Genomic DNA, 14,255 nt, shown 5'->3' with positions numbered 1-14,255 from the left:
CGTTCGTTATGCTGTGGTCTGCGGACCGAAGACGCCCAGCGAAAGCGCCTGATCCACGCCCCCCTGAAGATGGCGGCGCAACAGCGCCACCGCCTCCGGCACATCCCGCGCGAGCGCCGCCTCTTTCAGCGCCAGATGTTCGGGGCGCGAGGCGGCGGGCCGGAAGGCCAGCGCAATCATCTGATAGCGCAGGTATTTGTCGAAAACCTCGGCATGGGTCTGCATCAGCACCCGCGATCCGCAGGCCGCGATCAGCGCCTGATGGAACTGCCAGTCACTCTTGCGCCAGGCGATGATTTCCGACGCATCCCCCGCCTCCAGCCGCAATTCGTGGCTGTCCAGCCGGTGATGGGCGGCGATCACCTCGGCCTCCCATTCCAGCGTGCCTTGGGCGAAACTCAGCGCCAGCGCGTGCTCCTCGATCAACAGGCGCAGGGCGGCGATCTCATGCAACCCCTCGGCCGAGATGGGCGAGACTTCGAAGCCGCGCTGACCCTCGGCCAGCACGAAGCCATCCGCCGTCAGCCGCGACAACGCCTCACGCAGGGTGCTGGCGCCCGCCGCATAATCCTCTTTCAGCTGGTCCAGCCGCAGACGCTGGCCGGGGCGCAGGCGACCCATGATGATATCGCTGCGCAGACGTTGATAGATCGTCGCGCCAACGGTTTCGCGCCCCGTCAGCTCTGCCGGGTCCTGTGGCGAGGCGAGTGTCATGCCGCGGCCCCCGGGGATTTACCGAACAACCCGTTCTGCACCGTATAGTCGATGCAGGCGCCGATATGATCCCGCAACAGCGCGCGGGCGTGGTCTGCATCGCGATCCAGCGCGGCGGCCAGAAGGGCGTTGTGTTCTTCCGCCGCCACCGTGCCGCGGAACATCACCAACAGGACCTGATAGCGCAGGAAGCGGTCAAAGATCCGTTCATGCGCGGCCAGCAGTTCCGCCGACCCGCAGGCCGAGATCAGCGCCACGTGGAATTCGCGGTCATAGCGCTTCCAGCGGGCGGTGTCGCTGCGGTCCCCGGCCAGCATCCGCGCCTCCATCCGGGCCAGCTTGTGATGGGCACCCACGACGGCCGCCTCCCATTCCAGATCGCCCGCGGCGAAAGAAGGACCGACGGCATGGCATTCCAGCAGGATGCGCATCTCGGAAATCTCGCGCAGGTCACGGGCCGAAATCGGGGCAACCTCGAATCCCTTCTGTGCCTCGAACAGGATCAGCCCCTCGGCCACCAGCCGGGCCAGCACCTCGCGCAGGGTGGTGACGCTGACATCGTAATCGTCGCGCAGCCGCTCCAGCCGCAGCTTGCCGCCCGGGGGCAGGTGGCCGAACAGGATATCGTCCCGCAAACGCCTGTGGGTCATCTCGCCCGGCGGGGCGCCGGGGGGCTGTGCCGCGATCATCTTCCGTCCTCCTGCCCGCAGTGAAGCTGAACCCCCGCGCAAGCGCAAGATACACGTTCATCCGCATATCATATGGTGATTTCAAAAATATCATATGAAACATGAATCAATGGTTGATCGAAGAAAGCTCCGATGGCAGTCTTGCCTCAGGCCGGCCGCTGGGGAGAGCGGTATCGCCGTTCAGGGAGGAACATATGACCATCAAAGTGACGCGGCGCAGCTTTGCCGCCCTTGGGGCTGCCGTTCTGGCGACGCCCTTCGTGTCCCGGATCGCCCATGCGCAGGACCCGGTGAAAATCCGTTTTTCTGCCGTGTTTTCCGAGCAGGACATCCGGGCTGAGATGATGAAGAAATTCGTCGAAGGCATCGGCCCCGGCTTCGCCTATGAAGGTTTTTACGGCGGTGTGCTGTTCAAGCAGGGGACAGAGCTGGTTGCCCTGCAGCGCGGCAATCTGGAAATGTCGAACATCGCGCCGCAGGATGTGTCCAATCAGGTGCCGGCATGGTCGGCGCTGACCTCGGGCTATCTGTTCCGCGATTCGGCACATCTGACAGCGTTTTTCGCCAGCGATGCCGGCACCGAGATGAAGGCGCTGGCCGAAGACCAGCTTGGGATCAAGATCCTGGGGCCGACCTTCTATGGCACCCGTCAGGTGGGTCTTTCGACCACCAAGAAGATCAGCACCCCCGCCGATATGGCCGGGATCAAGCTGCGGATGCCGGGCGGCGAGGCGTGGCAGTTCCTGGGTCAGGCGCTTGGCGCCAACCCCACGCCGATGGCCTATGCCGAGGTCTACACCGGCCTGCAGACCGGCGCGATCGACGGGCAGGACAATCCGCTGCCCAATGTCGAGAACATGAAGTTCTACGAGGTGATGAAGCAGATCGTGCTGACCTCGCACCTTGTGGCCTTCGACCTGCTGACGATGTCGGGCAAGGTCTGGTCGGCGCTGTCGGATGAGCAGAAGGCCGCGGTCCAGAAAGCCGCCGATGACGCCATCGCCTTCTCGACCGCCGAGCATGTGAAGCGCGAGGAGGAGCTTGCCAAAACCATGACGGAGCGGGGGCTGGACGTCTATACCCCGGATGTCGAGGCGTTCCGCGCCCATGTGCAGAAGGCCTATCTCGAGTCCGATCTGGCGAAAGACTGGCCCGAAGGGCTGATCGACCGGATTTCCGCCCTCTGATCCCCGCATTCCGCGTGGCCCCGGATCGGGGCCGCGCTTTCCGTCTCCGAGGTCGCCCCATGCCCCTTGCAAGGCTTTCCGCGTGGCTGCGCCGCCGCGCCGAGGACGTTATGGTCCTGATGCTTCTGGCGATGTTTCTGGTGTTCCTGCTTCAGATCGTGTCGCGCTATCTCCTGAACCTGCCGATGGGCTGGACGCATGAGGTTTCTGTGGTGCTGTGGATCTGGCTGGTGCTGTTCGGCGCCGCCTTCGTGATCCGCGATGCCGAGGAGATGCGCTTTGATCTGGTCTATGCCGCCGTGGGCGCGCGGACGCGCCGGGTCTTCGCGCTGATCACCGCCGCGGTGACCGTCATCGCCTTCGTATGGTCGATGCCCGCAACCTGGGATTACGTCACCTTCATGAAGGTCGAGAAATCGGCCTATCTGCGCATCCGCTTTGACTGGCTTTACGCGATCTATGTCGTCTTCGCGGTCGCCATGATCGTCCGTTACCTCTGGGTCGGCTTCCGCGCCATCTATGGCCACGGTCCCGAAGCCTATGACCCCACCAAGGCGAGTTCCGGCGTATGAATCTGACCAACCCCTTCTCGCTGACCATTTTCGCCATCACCGCATTGGCGCTGCTGGGCCTGCCCATCGGCCTGTCGATGATCGTCGGCTCTGTCGGTTATCTGTGGATGTCCGGCATGGATATGGGCACCGCGGCCGAGCAGTTCCTGAACGGGATGTATTCCAACTACATCATCCTTGCCGTGCCGCTGTTCATCTTCGCGGCCGAGATCATGAACTCCGGCTCCATGACCGAACGTCTGCTGCGGTTCTGCAACGTGCTGGTCGGGCATATGCGCGGCGGTCTGGCGCAGATCAACGTCGTGCAATCGCTGATCTTCGCGGGCATGTCCGGATCGGCCATCGCCGATGCCGCAGGCTCGGGCCGGATGATGCAGAACATGATGACGCGGGATAACCGCTATACGCCGTCCTATGCCGCCGCGCTGACGGCGGTGACGGCGGTGATCGGGCCGATCCTGCCGCCCTCGATCCCGATGGTGGTCTATGCGCTCGTCTCCGATGCCTCCATCGGCTACCTGTTCCTCGCCGGTGTGGTGCCCGGGCTGGTCATGACCGCGATGCAGATGGTTCAGGTCGCCTGGGACGCGCGGCGCAAGAACTTCCCGGTGGAGGAACGGGTGCCGATGCGGGATATCCCCCGCGTGACCTGGCAGGCCTTCCCGACGCTTTTGATGCCGGTGATCCTGCTGGGCTGCATCTACTCCGGTGTGACCACACCGACCGAGGCCGCCGCCCTTGCCGCCGCCTATGCCGTTCTGGTCTCCACCGTGATTTACCGCAGCCTGACCTGGCGCGAGGGCTACAACGCCGTGCTGATCTCGGCCAAGACCTCGGCCTCGATCGGGATGATGATCGGGGGCGCGCTGGTCTTCAACTATGTCGTCACCGTCGAGAATATCCCCGAAACCCTGCGCGCCCTGCTGCAGGGGTGGGAGCTGACGCCGCTGCAATTCTTGCTGCTGGTAAACGTGATCCTGCTGGTTCTGGGCTGTGTGCTGGAGGGGACGGCGGTTCTCCTGATCATCGTGCCGGTCTTCATCCCGGCCGCGCAGGCGCTTGGCATCGACCTTGTGCATTTCGGCGTGGTCGTGGTGGTGAACATCATGCTGGGGCTGGTGACGCCGCCCTATGGCCTGCTCCTCTTCATCATGACGAACATCTCCGGTTCGCCCATGAAGGACATCATCCGCGACTGCCTGCCTTTCCTTGCCTGGATGGTGCTTTGCCTTGGGCTGATCACCTTCTTCCCCGACCTCGTGCTGTGGCTGCCCCGCATGGCGGGTTATGCCGGCTGACCTTTGGTGACCTGAATGACAATCTACATCCTGAACGGCCCCAACCTGAACCGGCTGGGCAAGCGCGAACCCGAAATCTATGGCCATACCACCTTGGCCGAGGTGGAGGCCTGGTCGCGCGAGGCGGCGGGCGATCATCCGGTGGAATTCCACCAGACCAACGCCGAATTCCAGCTGATCGACTGGGTGCATGAGGCCATTGATGCAAAGGCCGCCGGGTTGATCATCAATCCGGCCGGCCTGACCTTCACCTCGGTTCCGGTGATGGATGCGCTGAAGATGTTCACCGCGCCGAAAATCGAGCTGCATATCTCCAACATCCATGCGCGCGAGGCGGTCTATCACCGGTCCCTGATGTCGCCGGTGGTGACGGCGGTGATCGCGGGGCTGGGCCCGAACGGCTACCGCGTGGCGGTGCGGGCGCTTCTGGACCTGATCGGCTGAGATCATGGCCGGGAAACTCCGTGTCGGTCTGATCGGCGCAGGCATCCAGCAGTCGAAATCACCCTTTCTGCATATGGAGGAGGCGCGGGCGCAGGGCCTGCCCCTCAGCTATGAGCTGATCGACCTGACCGCCCGCGGCCTTGGGCCGGAGGCGCTGCCGGACCTGCTGGCCGGGGCCGAGACACAGGGTTTTGCGGGCGTGAACATCACCCATCCCTGCAAGCAACGGGTGATCCCGCTGCTGGATGAGCTGTCCGAGGATGCCGCCCAGCTGGGTGCGGTGAACACCGTTCTGTTCCGCGACGGGCGTCGCATCGGCCACAATACAGACTGGTCCGGCTTTGCCGAAAGCTTTCGCCGGGGCCTGCCGGATGTGGCCTTCGGCAATGTGCTTCTGGTGGGGGCAGGGGGTGCGGGGGCGGCGGTGGCCCATGCCTGCCTGCGGCTTGGCGTCGGCCGGCTGTGGCTGCATGACGCCGACACAGCCCGGGCCGAGGCGCTGGCCGCCGATCTGAACGCGCGGGCCGGGGCCGCCCTTGCCGTCGCAACGCCCTATCTGGCCAGCGCGATGGCGCAGGTCGACGGGCTGATCAACGCCACCCCCATGGGGATGGAGGCGCATCCCGGCCTGCCGGTGGACCCTGGCCTGCTGACCGCCCGGCATTGGGTGGCCGAGATCGTCTATTTCCCGCTGGAAACCGCGCTGCTGACAGCGGCCCGCGCGCGCGGCTGCCGGGTGCTGGACGGCGGCGGCATGGCGGTGTTTCAGGCCGTCGCGGCCTTTCGCCTGTTCACCGGGAGGGAGCCGGATGCCGGGCGGATGATGGCACATTTCGCGCGGATGACCGGGGGCTGACCCGTCAGCCTGCCCCACCCATCTGCCGCATCAGCCCCGCGCGCAACACGTCGTCCCACGGCCGCGCCCGGTGATCGGTCAGCGAGGTCTGGACCAGCCGATGCTCGGCCCGCCAAGCCAGCTGCCCGCCGACCTGCACCGTGGTCACAAGGTCAACGGAGCTTCGCCCCACTGCATGAACGCTGACTTCGAAATCCAGCATTTCGCCATAGCGGGCGGGGCGACGGAATTCGAGGCTCAGCCGCACCGTCGGGAACCCCAGCTGCCGGTCGCGCATCGCCTCGGGCCAAGCTGCGCCAAGCGAGCCGAAGAACGCCTCCAGCACCCGGACCAGCATGGCGACATAGGCCGGATGAAAGGCAATCCCGGTCAGGTCACAATCCCCGATCCCGACCGGCATGCTGATGCGGAACGCCATCGGCTCAGGCCGCGCGCAGGGTATGGGCCAGCGATTGCTCGCCCGCGTTGAACTGCTGGCCGCCGTAAAGCCATTCCAGCGTGTCATACCAGTCGGCCGGCGATTTGGCCCGCATCAGCGTGTTGCGCAGCGCGGCATGGGCGCCCGCGGGGTGGTATATGTTCTCTCCGATCCAGCGCGATTGCAGCTGCACCCGGGCCGTCCGCATCTGCCGTCTGGCCAGATAGGCCGGAATCGCCCGCGCAGGATCGCCCGAGGCGGCGTCAAGTTCGGCCGCGATGCAGACGGCATCCTCCATGGCCATGCAGGCACCTTGCGCGAAATACTGCATCATCGGATGCGCGGCGTCGCCCAGCAGCACGACGCGGCCCTCCTGCCATGTGGCCACCGGATCACGGTCGCACAGCACCCAGAGCTTCCAGTTCTGGCCATGCTGGATGATCTTCTGCGCCTGCGGATGAATATGGGTGAAGCCGCGCATCACCTCTTCATGGGTGACGGGCAGTCCGGCCACGGGTTCGGGCGCGTCGTTATGATAGGTCACCACAAGGTTGAAAACCTTCCAGCCCGACAGCGGGTAATGCACCAGATGGCATTTCGGCCCGGCCCAAAGCGTTGCCGCATTCCAGCGCAGATCCTCGGGCATGGCATCGGTCGGGATGACGGAACGATAGGTCGTATGGCCCGAAACGCGCGGCGCCCCGTCATTCACCAGCCGCCTGCGCACATTGGACCACAGCCCGTCTGCCCCGATCAGCATATGGCCGCGCACCCTTTCCCCGCCGGCCAGAATGGCGGTCACCGAGGCGCCCTCCTGTTCGTAATCCGTCACCTCGGCGCTGGTGCGCAACTCGACCAGCGGGTGATCCTGACAGGCCTTCAGGAACACGCCGAACAGATCGCCCCGATGGATCACCGCATAGGGATTGCCGAACCGGCTGCGGAATTCATCGCCCAGCGGAATGCGGCAGACCTCTTCGGCGCTGATCGCATCCATCATGCGCAGGCTGTCGATATAGACGGCCATGTTGCGCGCCACATCCCCCACGCCAAGCGCATCGAAGGCGTGAAAGGCATTCGGTCCCAGCTGGATGCCGGCGCCGATCTCGCCCAGAACGGGCGCCTTTTCCAGCACAAGGCTGCGAAAGCCCCGATGGGCCAGCCCGATGGCGGTGGCAAGGCCACCAATGCCGCCTCCGGCGATCAGGACGGGAAGGGTCTGAGTCATGAAAATCTCCTCGGATTGCGGATGGCGGCCCCGGGCATGCAGGGCGCGGCGCGGTTATTCGGCATCGGGCTGTTCTGCGGGCGCGGCTTGGCGGAATGCATCCAGCGCCGCGCAGGCCGCATTCACCTTGGCCAGCTGGGTCAGATCCGCGACATCCACGCCAAAGCGCGCGGCCGAGGCCAGTTGCGGGATCAGGCAGATTTCGGCGATCCCCGGCGTGTCACCGAACAGGAAGGGGCCGTCGGGACGGCGGCGGGCCAATGCCTCGCAGGCCTCCAGCCCGGGGCGGATCCATGCCGCGCACCAGGCATCTTTCGCGGCCTGATCGGCGCCGAACACCCGGTCCAGATAGCCAAGGACCCGCAGGTTCTGCAGCGGATGGATATCGGCGGCAATGGCCAGCGCAAAGGCGCGTGCAGCCGCCCGTTCATCGGCATCACGGGGCAGCAGCCGCGGCCCGGGCTGTGTTTCGTCCAGCCATTCGATGATGGCCAGCGACTGGGTCAGAACCTGCCCGTCCACCTCCAGCGCGGGCACCAGCCCCTGCGGATTCAGTGCCAGATAATCCGGCGCCCGTTGCGCGCCCTTGCGCAGCGGCACGGCCCGAAACTCGGGCGTCAGGCCTTTCAGATTGAAGGCGATCCGGCAACGCCATGCCGCAGAGCTGCGGAAAAAGCCATGAAACAGCATCATTCCGCCGCTCCGATGGTCAGGGTGACATCCGGCAAACCGTCAATGCCACCCGCGATCACCGCACCCGGGGTGACGGCGCCAACCCCGGCCGGGGTGCCGGTGAAAACCAGATCGCCGGGCTGCAAATGATAGTAATGCGACAGATGCGACAGCAGCTCATCCACGCGCCAGACAAGATCGGACAGATGCGCCTCTTGCCGGATGGCGCCATCGACCGACAGCCAGATGCGCTGCGGCCCGATCTCTGCCACCGCCGCGGCCCGCAGGATCGGCGCCAGCACGGCCGAGCGTTCAAAGTTCTTGCCCAGATCCCAGGGCCGCCCCTTCGCCCGTGCCTCCAGCTGCAGGTCGCGCCGGGTCATGTCCAGCCCGCAGGCATAGCCGAAGACGGCCTTGCCCGCCTCCGCCGTCCCCGCGCGAAACAGCGGCGCGCCAAGGGCGACAACCAGTTCCATCTCGTAATGATAATTCGACGTGCCACAGGGATAGGGCAGCACCGCCCCCGAGGGAACCAGCGCCTGCGCATCCTTCAGAAAGTAGAAGGGCGCTTCACGGTCGACCTCGACCCCCATTTCTTTGGCATGTTCGGCATAGTTGCGGCCGACACAGAAAATCCGGTGCACGGGATAAAGCGTCTCTTCCCCCCGGATCGCGGCAGCGGGATAAGGGGGGTCGGCAAACAGGCGTTGCGCCATGAATATCTCCTGTAGGGTGGCTCAGTAATCCCCGGCCGACGGGACCAGCATGTGGCGGGCCAGGGCTGGAAGGTCTTCGGCATCGGTCGCAGCGGGCAGAAGTGCCGCCAGCAGATCGCGCGGAAAATCTTGCGGATCTGCACCGTTGCGCAGATCCAGTGCGCGCAGCCAGACCTGCCGCGCCCGGATCAGGGCCGTGGCCCGCGCCGTCGGCACCCCGGCAAAGGGCAGCGGCCTGTCCCAGGCTTCTGCCGGCAGATCGCGCCATTCCACATTCAGATGCACGGCGGCATGATCCGCCAGATGCCGCAGCGCCCCGGCCGGAAGCGTGGCTCCATCGGCGATTTCCGCCATGCGCTGGCCCGGCGCGGCATAGGCCGGCGCCGGCAGGCCGGTGCGGGCGCCGGTCGTGATCCGCGTCAGCATCCGCGCGTGATAGGCGGTGCAGGCGATGACATGGCGCCGGCTCCACCCCGGCACGCGGCTTGGGGCGGACAGATCGGCATCGGAGAGCTCGTTCAGCTTCCGCGCGAAATAGGCCGTGCCGCGCCGGGCCCAGTCCAGATCCCGCGCGGGCGCACCGGGGGCATCATAGCGCGCGCCCAGGCCCTGCCGCAGCCGCAGTCCGGCGCGGGCGGCCTCCAGCCCCGCCGGCTCAGCCATCCTGCCCCTCCACCCAGCTGCGGCTGAAATTCAGCCGCTCGATGATCGGCGCGTCCGAGAAGCGGAACAGGTCGAACATCGTTTCGGCCTCCAGCGACCATGCCACCCAGGACGGGATGACGAAGATGTCGCCTTTCTCCACCCGATGCGTCTGATCGCCCAGAACCACATTCCCGCGCCCCTCGAACACCTGAAACACGGTAGAACCGACCTCGCGCCGCAGCGGGGTTTTCGTGCCTTCGCGCAGGCGGTGGAACTCGGCCCGGATCGTGGCCATCACATCGCCGCCGGTGGTCGGGTTGATATAGCGCACCGCCGCATGGCCGGGACCGGCGGTGGCCGGGACGCCTTCCTCCTCCAGCAGCAGCTGCTGGGTCAGCGCCGCATCCGTATGGACCCAGCGATAGGCGCTGATCGGCGACGAGACGGTGTTCTGCAGGCCTGACAGCGGCCGCAGCCCCGGGTGACACCACAGCCGCTCTCCGCGCGAGAATTGCGGCGTGGCATAATCCGTCACCCGGTCAGAGCCGAATTCGAAGAATCCCACGTCGTTGTGATAGCTGAACGGGATATCCAGACCGTCGATCCAGGCCATGGGCTGATCGGTGTCATTGTGGTGGCCGTGAAAGTGCCAGCCCGGGGTCAGCAGAAAATCGCCGCGGGACATCCGCACGGGATCGCCATTGACCACGGTCCAGACCCCCTCCCCCTCGACCACGAAACGAAAGGCATTCTGACTGTGGCGGTGCTCCGGCGCGGTTTCGCGCGGGCCAAGATACTGGATCGCGCACCACAGCGTGGGAGAGATATAGGCATTCCCGTCCAAGCCCGGATTGGCAAGGCCAAGCGCCCGCCGCTCTCCGCCGCGGCCGACGGGGACCAGATCGCCCGCCTTTTGCGCCATGGGATAGAGATCGGACCAGCGCCACAGATGGGGCACCGCCCGGGGCCGCGGATGCCGTGGCATCAGATTTCCCAGCTGCGTCCAGAGCGGCTTGATCCCGGCCCGGTCGAAACCTTCGTAAAGCGCCCTGAGTTCGGGCGTGTCTTCGGGCTGCCCGTCGTGTCCGTCCATTGATCTCCTCCCTCGGCTGTGGCGCGGCTGCGGATATGTCGGGATTGGCCGGCGGATGACCATCAAACACGGTCAGACCTGCCGGACATGCTGCTGTCGCTGCTGCGCATTTATTGCGTATACATACTATTTATCTGCGTCAACCCTGTCGATCCGTGCCGACACCTCAACGCTTCAGGTCTCCTGACAGATGAGACGCCAGTTATAGACGTCGCCGACTCACGAGAGAGTCCTGACGGCCCGCGCAAGGCGTCAATAAGCTATCCCGCCGAGATTTATGACAGTATATTGTCATAGAATACGGATTACTCCGGCATTATTAGCCTATTTCTAAGAATCTCTTTGAAATTTACGTCAATATAATTAATCATATCCGAGGGACCCACCCGGCAAGCCCCGCAGACAACACGCCCGCAATGGCCAGGATGGTAAGCCGGGAACAAACAACCAAAAGACGGACGGTTGACAGGCCAAATTTAATATGAATACGTAATGAACGTATTCATACATAATGGGAATCGGGCCTGACCGCGGAGGGGCGGCAGGCCGGGAGGAGGAAAAGCCATGAAAAGCAGCGCGTGCCGCCGGGGCGCCTATTCGGCCTGCGGCCGGATCGGAGCGGAAGTCAGATCGTTGTTCAGCCGGACGATTCGCGACATAAGCCTCAGGAAAGTCTCTCTTTCCTCGCGGTTCAGGACACCGACGATCCGGTTCTGAACCCTCTCTACCGCATCCTTGCAATCTTCCAGCAGCTGGCGGCCCGCATCCGTCAGCGAGATCAGCCGCTGCCGGCGGTCTTCCTGACTTTCGCGGCGTTCGATCAGGCCCCGCTTCTCCAGCCGGTCCAAGACGCTGCCGATGGTGGAACGGTCAAAGGCAATCATGCTGGAGATGCGGGTGGCATCCGTCACCTCCTGCGCGCCGATCGCGACAAGCGCCGCATACTGGACCGGAGTCAGGCCGAATTCGGCACATTCGTCCAGAAAGATCGCCCAGGAAATCTGATGGGCGCGGCGGATCAGATGGGCGGGGCGGGCGTAAAGCTCTTCCAGTGACATGGTGTCCGCGGGTCCTGCAGGAATGCGAATGATGAAGCGTTGTATGCTGATTTTCTTTGCCGATGGCCAGCCCGCAACGGCATGTCCGGGCAAAAACACCCGAAACGGGGGATGAAATGGGACGAATGGACGGAAAGGTGGCGATCGTCACCGGCGGCGCGCGGGGGGTCGGGGCGGCCGATGTACAGCGCCTTGCCGAAGAGGGCGCCGCGGTCGCCATCGCCGATGTGCTGGAGACCGAGGGCCGCGCGCTGGAGGCAGAGCTGCGGCAGGCAGGGCATGAGGTGCGGTATTTCCCGCTTGATGTCACCCGCGAGGAAGACTGGGCGGCCCTGGTCGCCGCCGTGCTGGACTGGAAGGGCCGGATCACAACGCTGGTGAACAACGCCGGGATCGTCAACCGGACCGGCATCACCGGCACCCCGCTGGACCGCTGGAACCGGGTGATCGGCGTCAATCTGACCGGCGTCTTTCTGGGCCTGAAACATGCCTGCCCGGCCATTCGCGATGCGGGCGGCGGTGCCGTTCTGAACATGGCCTCGGTCGCGTCCCATGTAGGCCACAACGATCCGGCCTATGCTGCCTCGAAGGCGGGCGTCCTCGGGCTGACCCGCACGGCGGCCGCGGAATACGTGGACTGGAACATCCGGGTGAATGCGATCTGCCCCGGCGTCATCGTCACCGGGCTGAATGCAGGCGGCGCCCATCTGGAGCCGTGGCGTCGCGCCACGCCGCTGGGCCGGTTCGGCACGCTGGAAGAGGTGGCGCGCCTTGTGCTGTTCCTGTGTTCGGACGAGGCGGGCTATATCACCGGCGAAGACATCGCCATCGACGGCGGCTTTCTGGCAGCCGGGTCCGCGCGACGCATCTCGCTTGAGGCAGGCATCGACCTGACGGCCGCGGAATGAGCGGCGCCTCCCTCTCCCCCCGCGCGGGCTTTGACGCGGATATCATCGTCGTGGGCGGCGGCGGATCGGGGCTGACCGCTGCGATCTTTGCCCGCAAGGCCGGGGCCAGCGTCATCCTTCTGGAAAAGTTCCACGAGGTGCGCGGCTCGACCGGGCTTTCCATCGGCTCGATCACAGCCTCCGGCACCGCGCTGCAGCGCAAGGCCGGGATTCTTGACAGCCCGCAGTCGCATTTCGAAGACATGCCGAAATTCGCGCCCGAGCTGGCAAAGACCGACAACGAGGCGCTGCGCCGCATCCTTGTCGAGAACGTGGCCGACAGCGTGGCCTGGCTGGAAAGCCTGGGCGTCACCTTCTACGGCCCGATGCCCGAACCGCCGCATACCAAGCCGCGGATGCACAACATCCTGCCGAATTCGCGCGCCTATATCTACTTTCTCGAACGCGAGGCGCGGCGGCTTGGCGTCGATATCCGCGTCAATGCCGAGGTGAAGGATCTTGTGCTGGACGGCGACCGGGTGACGGGCGTCGCGTTGCGGGCAGACGGACGGATGCTCCGGGCAAAGAAGGCGGTGATCCTTGCCTCCGGCGATTATTCCTCCAGCCCGGACTGGAAGGGACGCTTCAATCCTGCGGTGCGCGACATCGACGGGGTGAACACCACCAACACCGGCGACGGCCAGCGCATGGGCGAGGAACTGGGCGCGGTGATCCATTACGGACAGGTGGTCTACGGCCCGAACCTGCGGTTCATGCCGCCAGCCCGGCCCGCCTTCGTGCAAAAGCTGCCGCCATGGCGCTGGTTCACCAAGGCGATGCGCTGGTCGCTGGCCACGCTGCCGGCCTGGCTCTTGCGTCCGTTCATCCTTCAGTTCGTGACGACCTATCTGTCGCCCGAACCCACGATGTTCCAGCAGGGTGCCATTCTGGTGAACCGCGAGGGCCGCCGCTTTGCCGATGAGCTGGACCGCCCGAACTACGCCTTCGGCCAGCAGCCGGAGAAACAGGCATTCATCGTCTTTGACGATGAGGTGGCGAAAAAGTTCAGCGCCTGGCCCTATTTCATCTCGACCGCGCCGGGGGTGGCCTATGCCTATCTGCCCGACTACCGCCGCACCCGGCCTGACCTTTATTCCAAAGGGGCGACACTGGCCGAACTGGCGGCAAAGATCGGCGTTCCCGCCGAAGTGCTGAAATCCGAAGTGGCTGCCCACAACCGCGAGGCACAGGCCGATGGCCGCCCGACGCCGCTGAAGGGGCCGTTCCATGCGCTTGGCCCGGTGAAAAGCTGGATCATCCTGACCGATGGCGGACTGACCGTGAACACCCGCCATCAGGTGACCCGCGGCGATGGCACGGTCATTCCCGGGCTTTACGCCGTCGGCTCGGCCGGACAGGGCGGGCTTTTGCTGGAAGGGCACGGCCATCACCTCGGCTGGGCTTTCACCTCCGGCCGGCTGGCCGCCCGCAATGCCGCGGCCGAAGCCTGACATCCCGAAAACAACGAGATCATCATGAGCAGCACCCCGCCCTCCTACCCCGCCATCCGTTTCATCGCCACACAGGGCAACCGTCTTGCCTTGGCCGTGGGGATCGTTCCCGTGCTTCTGGGCCTCTGGGCCCTGACCATCGGCTGGTCCTGGCCGTGGCTGGGGCTGGGCCTCGGCGCGGGGGCGGTGCTGTGGCTGATCCTGCGCAGCTATGCCGAAGTGCTGCGCATCCTTGCCGATACGCTGATGCCACGCTGAGGCCGGATG

17 protein-coding genes are annotated in these 14,255 nt (G+C 65.1%); 8 read left to right on the top strand and 9 right to left on the bottom strand.

Going from position 1 to position 14,255, the window contains the following annotated elements:
* Window positions 1-6: 6 nt before the first annotated feature.
* Both ACO2Q5_RS17780 and ACO2Q5_RS17775 read right to left on the bottom strand, forming a co-directional pair.
* Window positions 7-714 carry a GntR family transcriptional regulator gene (locus ACO2Q5_RS17780; protein WP_423293539.1) on the bottom strand — a complete coding sequence of 236 codons (708 nt, stop codon included), beginning with the start codon at window positions 712-714 and terminating at the stop codon, window positions 7-9.
* Entirely contained in the window at window positions 711-1,403 is a 693-nt protein-coding gene (locus ACO2Q5_RS17775; protein WP_423293537.1) for a GntR family transcriptional regulator, read from the bottom strand. The genes ACO2Q5_RS17780 and ACO2Q5_RS17775 overlap by 4 nt, the downstream gene beginning before the upstream one ends.
* 194 nt (window positions 1,404-1,597) lie before the next feature.
* Here ACO2Q5_RS17775 and dctP point away from each other — a divergent pair, with 194 nt between their 5' ends.
* Genes dctP through ACO2Q5_RS17750 form a run of 5 tightly spaced genes read left to right on the top strand, consistent with a single transcriptional unit; the run spans window position 1,598 to window position 5,760 of the window.
* Window positions 1,598-2,590, top strand: coding sequence for a TRAP transporter substrate-binding protein DctP (dctP, locus tag ACO2Q5_RS17770; RefSeq protein ID WP_423293535.1), 993 nt, complete (start codon window positions 1,598-1,600; stop codon window positions 2,588-2,590).
* A 59-nt stretch (window positions 2,591-2,649) separates the two neighbouring features.
* A complete protein-coding gene (locus ACO2Q5_RS17765; RefSeq protein WP_423293533.1) occupies window positions 2,650-3,162 on the top strand; it encodes a TRAP transporter small permease in 513 nt (170 codons plus the stop codon).
* Complete coding sequence (locus ACO2Q5_RS17760) at window positions 3,159-4,460, top strand: TRAP transporter large permease (RefSeq protein ID WP_423293531.1); 1,302 nt, start codon at window positions 3,159-3,161, stop codon at window positions 4,458-4,460. Before ACO2Q5_RS17765 ends, ACO2Q5_RS17760 begins: the two co-directional genes overlap by 4 nt.
* 15 nt (window positions 4,461-4,475) lie before the next feature.
* On the top strand, window positions 4,476-4,904 hold the full coding sequence (locus ACO2Q5_RS17755; protein WP_423293529.1) for a type II 3-dehydroquinate dehydratase: 429 nt from the start codon (window positions 4,476-4,478) through the stop codon (window positions 4,902-4,904).
* A gap of 4 nt (window positions 4,905-4,908) precedes the next feature.
* Complete coding sequence (locus ACO2Q5_RS17750) at window positions 4,909-5,760, top strand: shikimate dehydrogenase (RefSeq protein WP_423293527.1); 852 nt, start codon at window positions 4,909-4,911, stop codon at window positions 5,758-5,760.
* A gap of 4 nt (window positions 5,761-5,764) precedes the next feature.
* On the opposite strand, the gene ACO2Q5_RS17745 is transcribed toward ACO2Q5_RS17750, so the two are convergent.
* The 7 genes from ACO2Q5_RS17745 to ACO2Q5_RS17715 all read right to left on the bottom strand — a co-directional run bounded on the left by ACO2Q5_RS17745 (window position 5,765) and on the right by ACO2Q5_RS17715 (window position 11,590).
* Window positions 5,765-6,178, bottom strand: coding sequence for an acyl-CoA thioesterase (locus ACO2Q5_RS17745; protein WP_423293525.1), 414 nt, complete (start codon window positions 6,176-6,178; stop codon window positions 5,765-5,767).
* A gap of 4 nt (window positions 6,179-6,182) precedes the next feature.
* Window positions 6,183-7,406: a 3-hydroxybenzoate 6-monooxygenase gene (locus ACO2Q5_RS17740; protein WP_423293523.1), complete on the bottom strand. Its 1,224-nt coding sequence runs from the start codon at window positions 7,404-7,406 to the stop codon at window positions 6,183-6,185.
* A 54-nt stretch (window positions 7,407-7,460) separates the two neighbouring features.
* Window positions 7,461-8,099: a maleylacetoacetate isomerase gene (maiA, locus tag ACO2Q5_RS17735; RefSeq protein WP_423293521.1), complete on the bottom strand. Its 639-nt coding sequence runs from the start codon at window positions 8,097-8,099 to the stop codon at window positions 7,461-7,463.
* Entirely contained in the window at window positions 8,096-8,794 is a 699-nt protein-coding gene (locus ACO2Q5_RS17730) for a fumarylacetoacetate hydrolase family protein (RefSeq protein WP_423293519.1), read from the bottom strand. The genes maiA and ACO2Q5_RS17730 overlap by 4 nt, the downstream gene beginning before the upstream one ends.
* Window positions 8,795-8,815: 21 nt before the next feature.
* The gene (locus tag ACO2Q5_RS17725) at window positions 8,816-9,457 is read right to left on the bottom strand and encodes a maleylpyruvate isomerase N-terminal domain-containing protein (protein WP_423293517.1); all 642 of its coding nucleotides are present in this window, start codon (window positions 9,455-9,457) and stop codon (window positions 8,816-8,818) included.
* On the bottom strand, window positions 9,450-10,532 hold the full coding sequence (locus tag ACO2Q5_RS17720) for a cupin domain-containing protein (protein ID WP_423293515.1): 1,083 nt from the start codon (window positions 10,530-10,532) through the stop codon (window positions 9,450-9,452). The genes ACO2Q5_RS17725 and ACO2Q5_RS17720 overlap by 8 nt, the downstream gene beginning before the upstream one ends.
* A gap of 593 nt (window positions 10,533-11,125) precedes the next feature.
* On the bottom strand, window positions 11,126-11,590 hold the full coding sequence (locus ACO2Q5_RS17715) for a MarR family winged helix-turn-helix transcriptional regulator (protein WP_423293513.1): 465 nt from the start codon (window positions 11,588-11,590) through the stop codon (window positions 11,126-11,128).
* A 116-nt stretch (window positions 11,591-11,706) separates the two neighbouring features.
* Here ACO2Q5_RS17715 and ACO2Q5_RS17710 point away from each other — a divergent pair, with 116 nt between their 5' ends.
* From ACO2Q5_RS17710 to ACO2Q5_RS17700, 3 genes are read left to right on the top strand one after another with little or no spacing between them, the layout of a single operon-like run.
* Complete coding sequence (locus tag ACO2Q5_RS17710) at window positions 11,707-12,498, top strand: SDR family NAD(P)-dependent oxidoreductase (RefSeq protein WP_423293511.1); 792 nt, start codon at window positions 11,707-11,709, stop codon at window positions 12,496-12,498.
* Window positions 12,495-13,988 carry an FAD-dependent oxidoreductase gene (locus ACO2Q5_RS17705; RefSeq protein ID WP_423293509.1) on the top strand — a complete coding sequence of 498 codons (1,494 nt, stop codon included), beginning with the start codon at window positions 12,495-12,497 and terminating at the stop codon, window positions 13,986-13,988. Before ACO2Q5_RS17710 ends, ACO2Q5_RS17705 begins: the two co-directional genes overlap by 4 nt.
* Before the next feature lie 24 nt (window positions 13,989-14,012).
* Entirely contained in the window at window positions 14,013-14,246 is a 234-nt protein-coding gene (locus ACO2Q5_RS17700) for a hypothetical protein (protein ID WP_423293507.1), read from the top strand.
* Window positions 14,247-14,255: the final 9 nt, after the last annotated feature.

It is taken from the genome of Neotabrizicola sp. VNH66, from assembly GCF_049445895.1.
In the GTDB taxonomy this organism is placed as follows: Bacteria; Pseudomonadota; Alphaproteobacteria; order Rhodobacterales; family Rhodobacteraceae; genus Pseudogemmobacter.
This window is presented reverse-complemented; position numbering and strand designations above follow the sequence as displayed.

Excerpts from the sequence above, each read along its gene's own strand:
- ACO2Q5_RS17780 (WP_423293539.1), bottom strand. The coding sequence starts at position 714 with ATGACACTCGCCTCGCCACAGGACCCGGCAGAGCTGACGGGGCGCGAA.
- ACO2Q5_RS17775 (WP_423293537.1), bottom strand. The coding sequence starts at position 1,403 with ATGATCGCGGCACAGCCCCCCGGCGCCCCGCCGGGCGAGATGACCCAC.
- dctP (WP_423293535.1), top strand. The coding sequence starts at position 1,598 with ATGACCATCAAAGTGACGCGGCGCAGCTTTGCCGCCCTTGGGGCTGCC.
- ACO2Q5_RS17765 (WP_423293533.1), top strand. The coding sequence starts at position 2,650 with ATGCCCCTTGCAAGGCTTTCCGCGTGGCTGCGCCGCCGCGCCGAGGAC.
- ACO2Q5_RS17760 (WP_423293531.1), top strand. The coding sequence starts at position 3,159 with ATGAATCTGACCAACCCCTTCTCGCTGACCATTTTCGCCATCACCGCA.
- ACO2Q5_RS17755 (WP_423293529.1), top strand. The coding sequence starts at position 4,476 with ATGACAATCTACATCCTGAACGGCCCCAACCTGAACCGGCTGGGCAAG.
- ACO2Q5_RS17750 (WP_423293527.1), top strand. The coding sequence starts at position 4,909 with ATGGCCGGGAAACTCCGTGTCGGTCTGATCGGCGCAGGCATCCAGCAG.
- ACO2Q5_RS17745 (WP_423293525.1), bottom strand. The coding sequence starts at position 6,178 with ATGGCGTTCCGCATCAGCATGCCGGTCGGGATCGGGGATTGTGACCTG.
- ACO2Q5_RS17740 (WP_423293523.1), bottom strand. The coding sequence starts at position 7,406 with ATGACTCAGACCCTTCCCGTCCTGATCGCCGGAGGCGGCATTGGTGGC.
- maiA (WP_423293521.1), bottom strand. The coding sequence starts at position 8,099 with ATGATGCTGTTTCATGGCTTTTTCCGCAGCTCTGCGGCATGGCGTTGC.
- ACO2Q5_RS17730 (WP_423293519.1), bottom strand. The coding sequence starts at position 8,794 with ATGGCGCAACGCCTGTTTGCCGACCCCCCTTATCCCGCTGCCGCGATC.
- ACO2Q5_RS17725 (WP_423293517.1), bottom strand. The coding sequence starts at position 9,457 with ATGGCTGAGCCGGCGGGGCTGGAGGCCGCCCGCGCCGGACTGCGGCTG.
- ACO2Q5_RS17720 (WP_423293515.1), bottom strand. The coding sequence starts at position 10,532 with ATGGACGGACACGACGGGCAGCCCGAAGACACGCCCGAACTCAGGGCG.
- ACO2Q5_RS17715 (WP_423293513.1), bottom strand. The coding sequence starts at position 11,590 with ATGTCACTGGAAGAGCTTTACGCCCGCCCCGCCCATCTGATCCGCCGC.
- ACO2Q5_RS17710 (WP_423293511.1), top strand. The coding sequence starts at position 11,707 with ATGGGACGAATGGACGGAAAGGTGGCGATCGTCACCGGCGGCGCGCGG.
- ACO2Q5_RS17705 (WP_423293509.1), top strand. The coding sequence starts at position 12,495 with ATGAGCGGCGCCTCCCTCTCCCCCCGCGCGGGCTTTGACGCGGATATC.
- ACO2Q5_RS17700 (WP_423293507.1), top strand. The coding sequence starts at position 14,013 with ATGAGCAGCACCCCGCCCTCCTACCCCGCCATCCGTTTCATCGCCACA.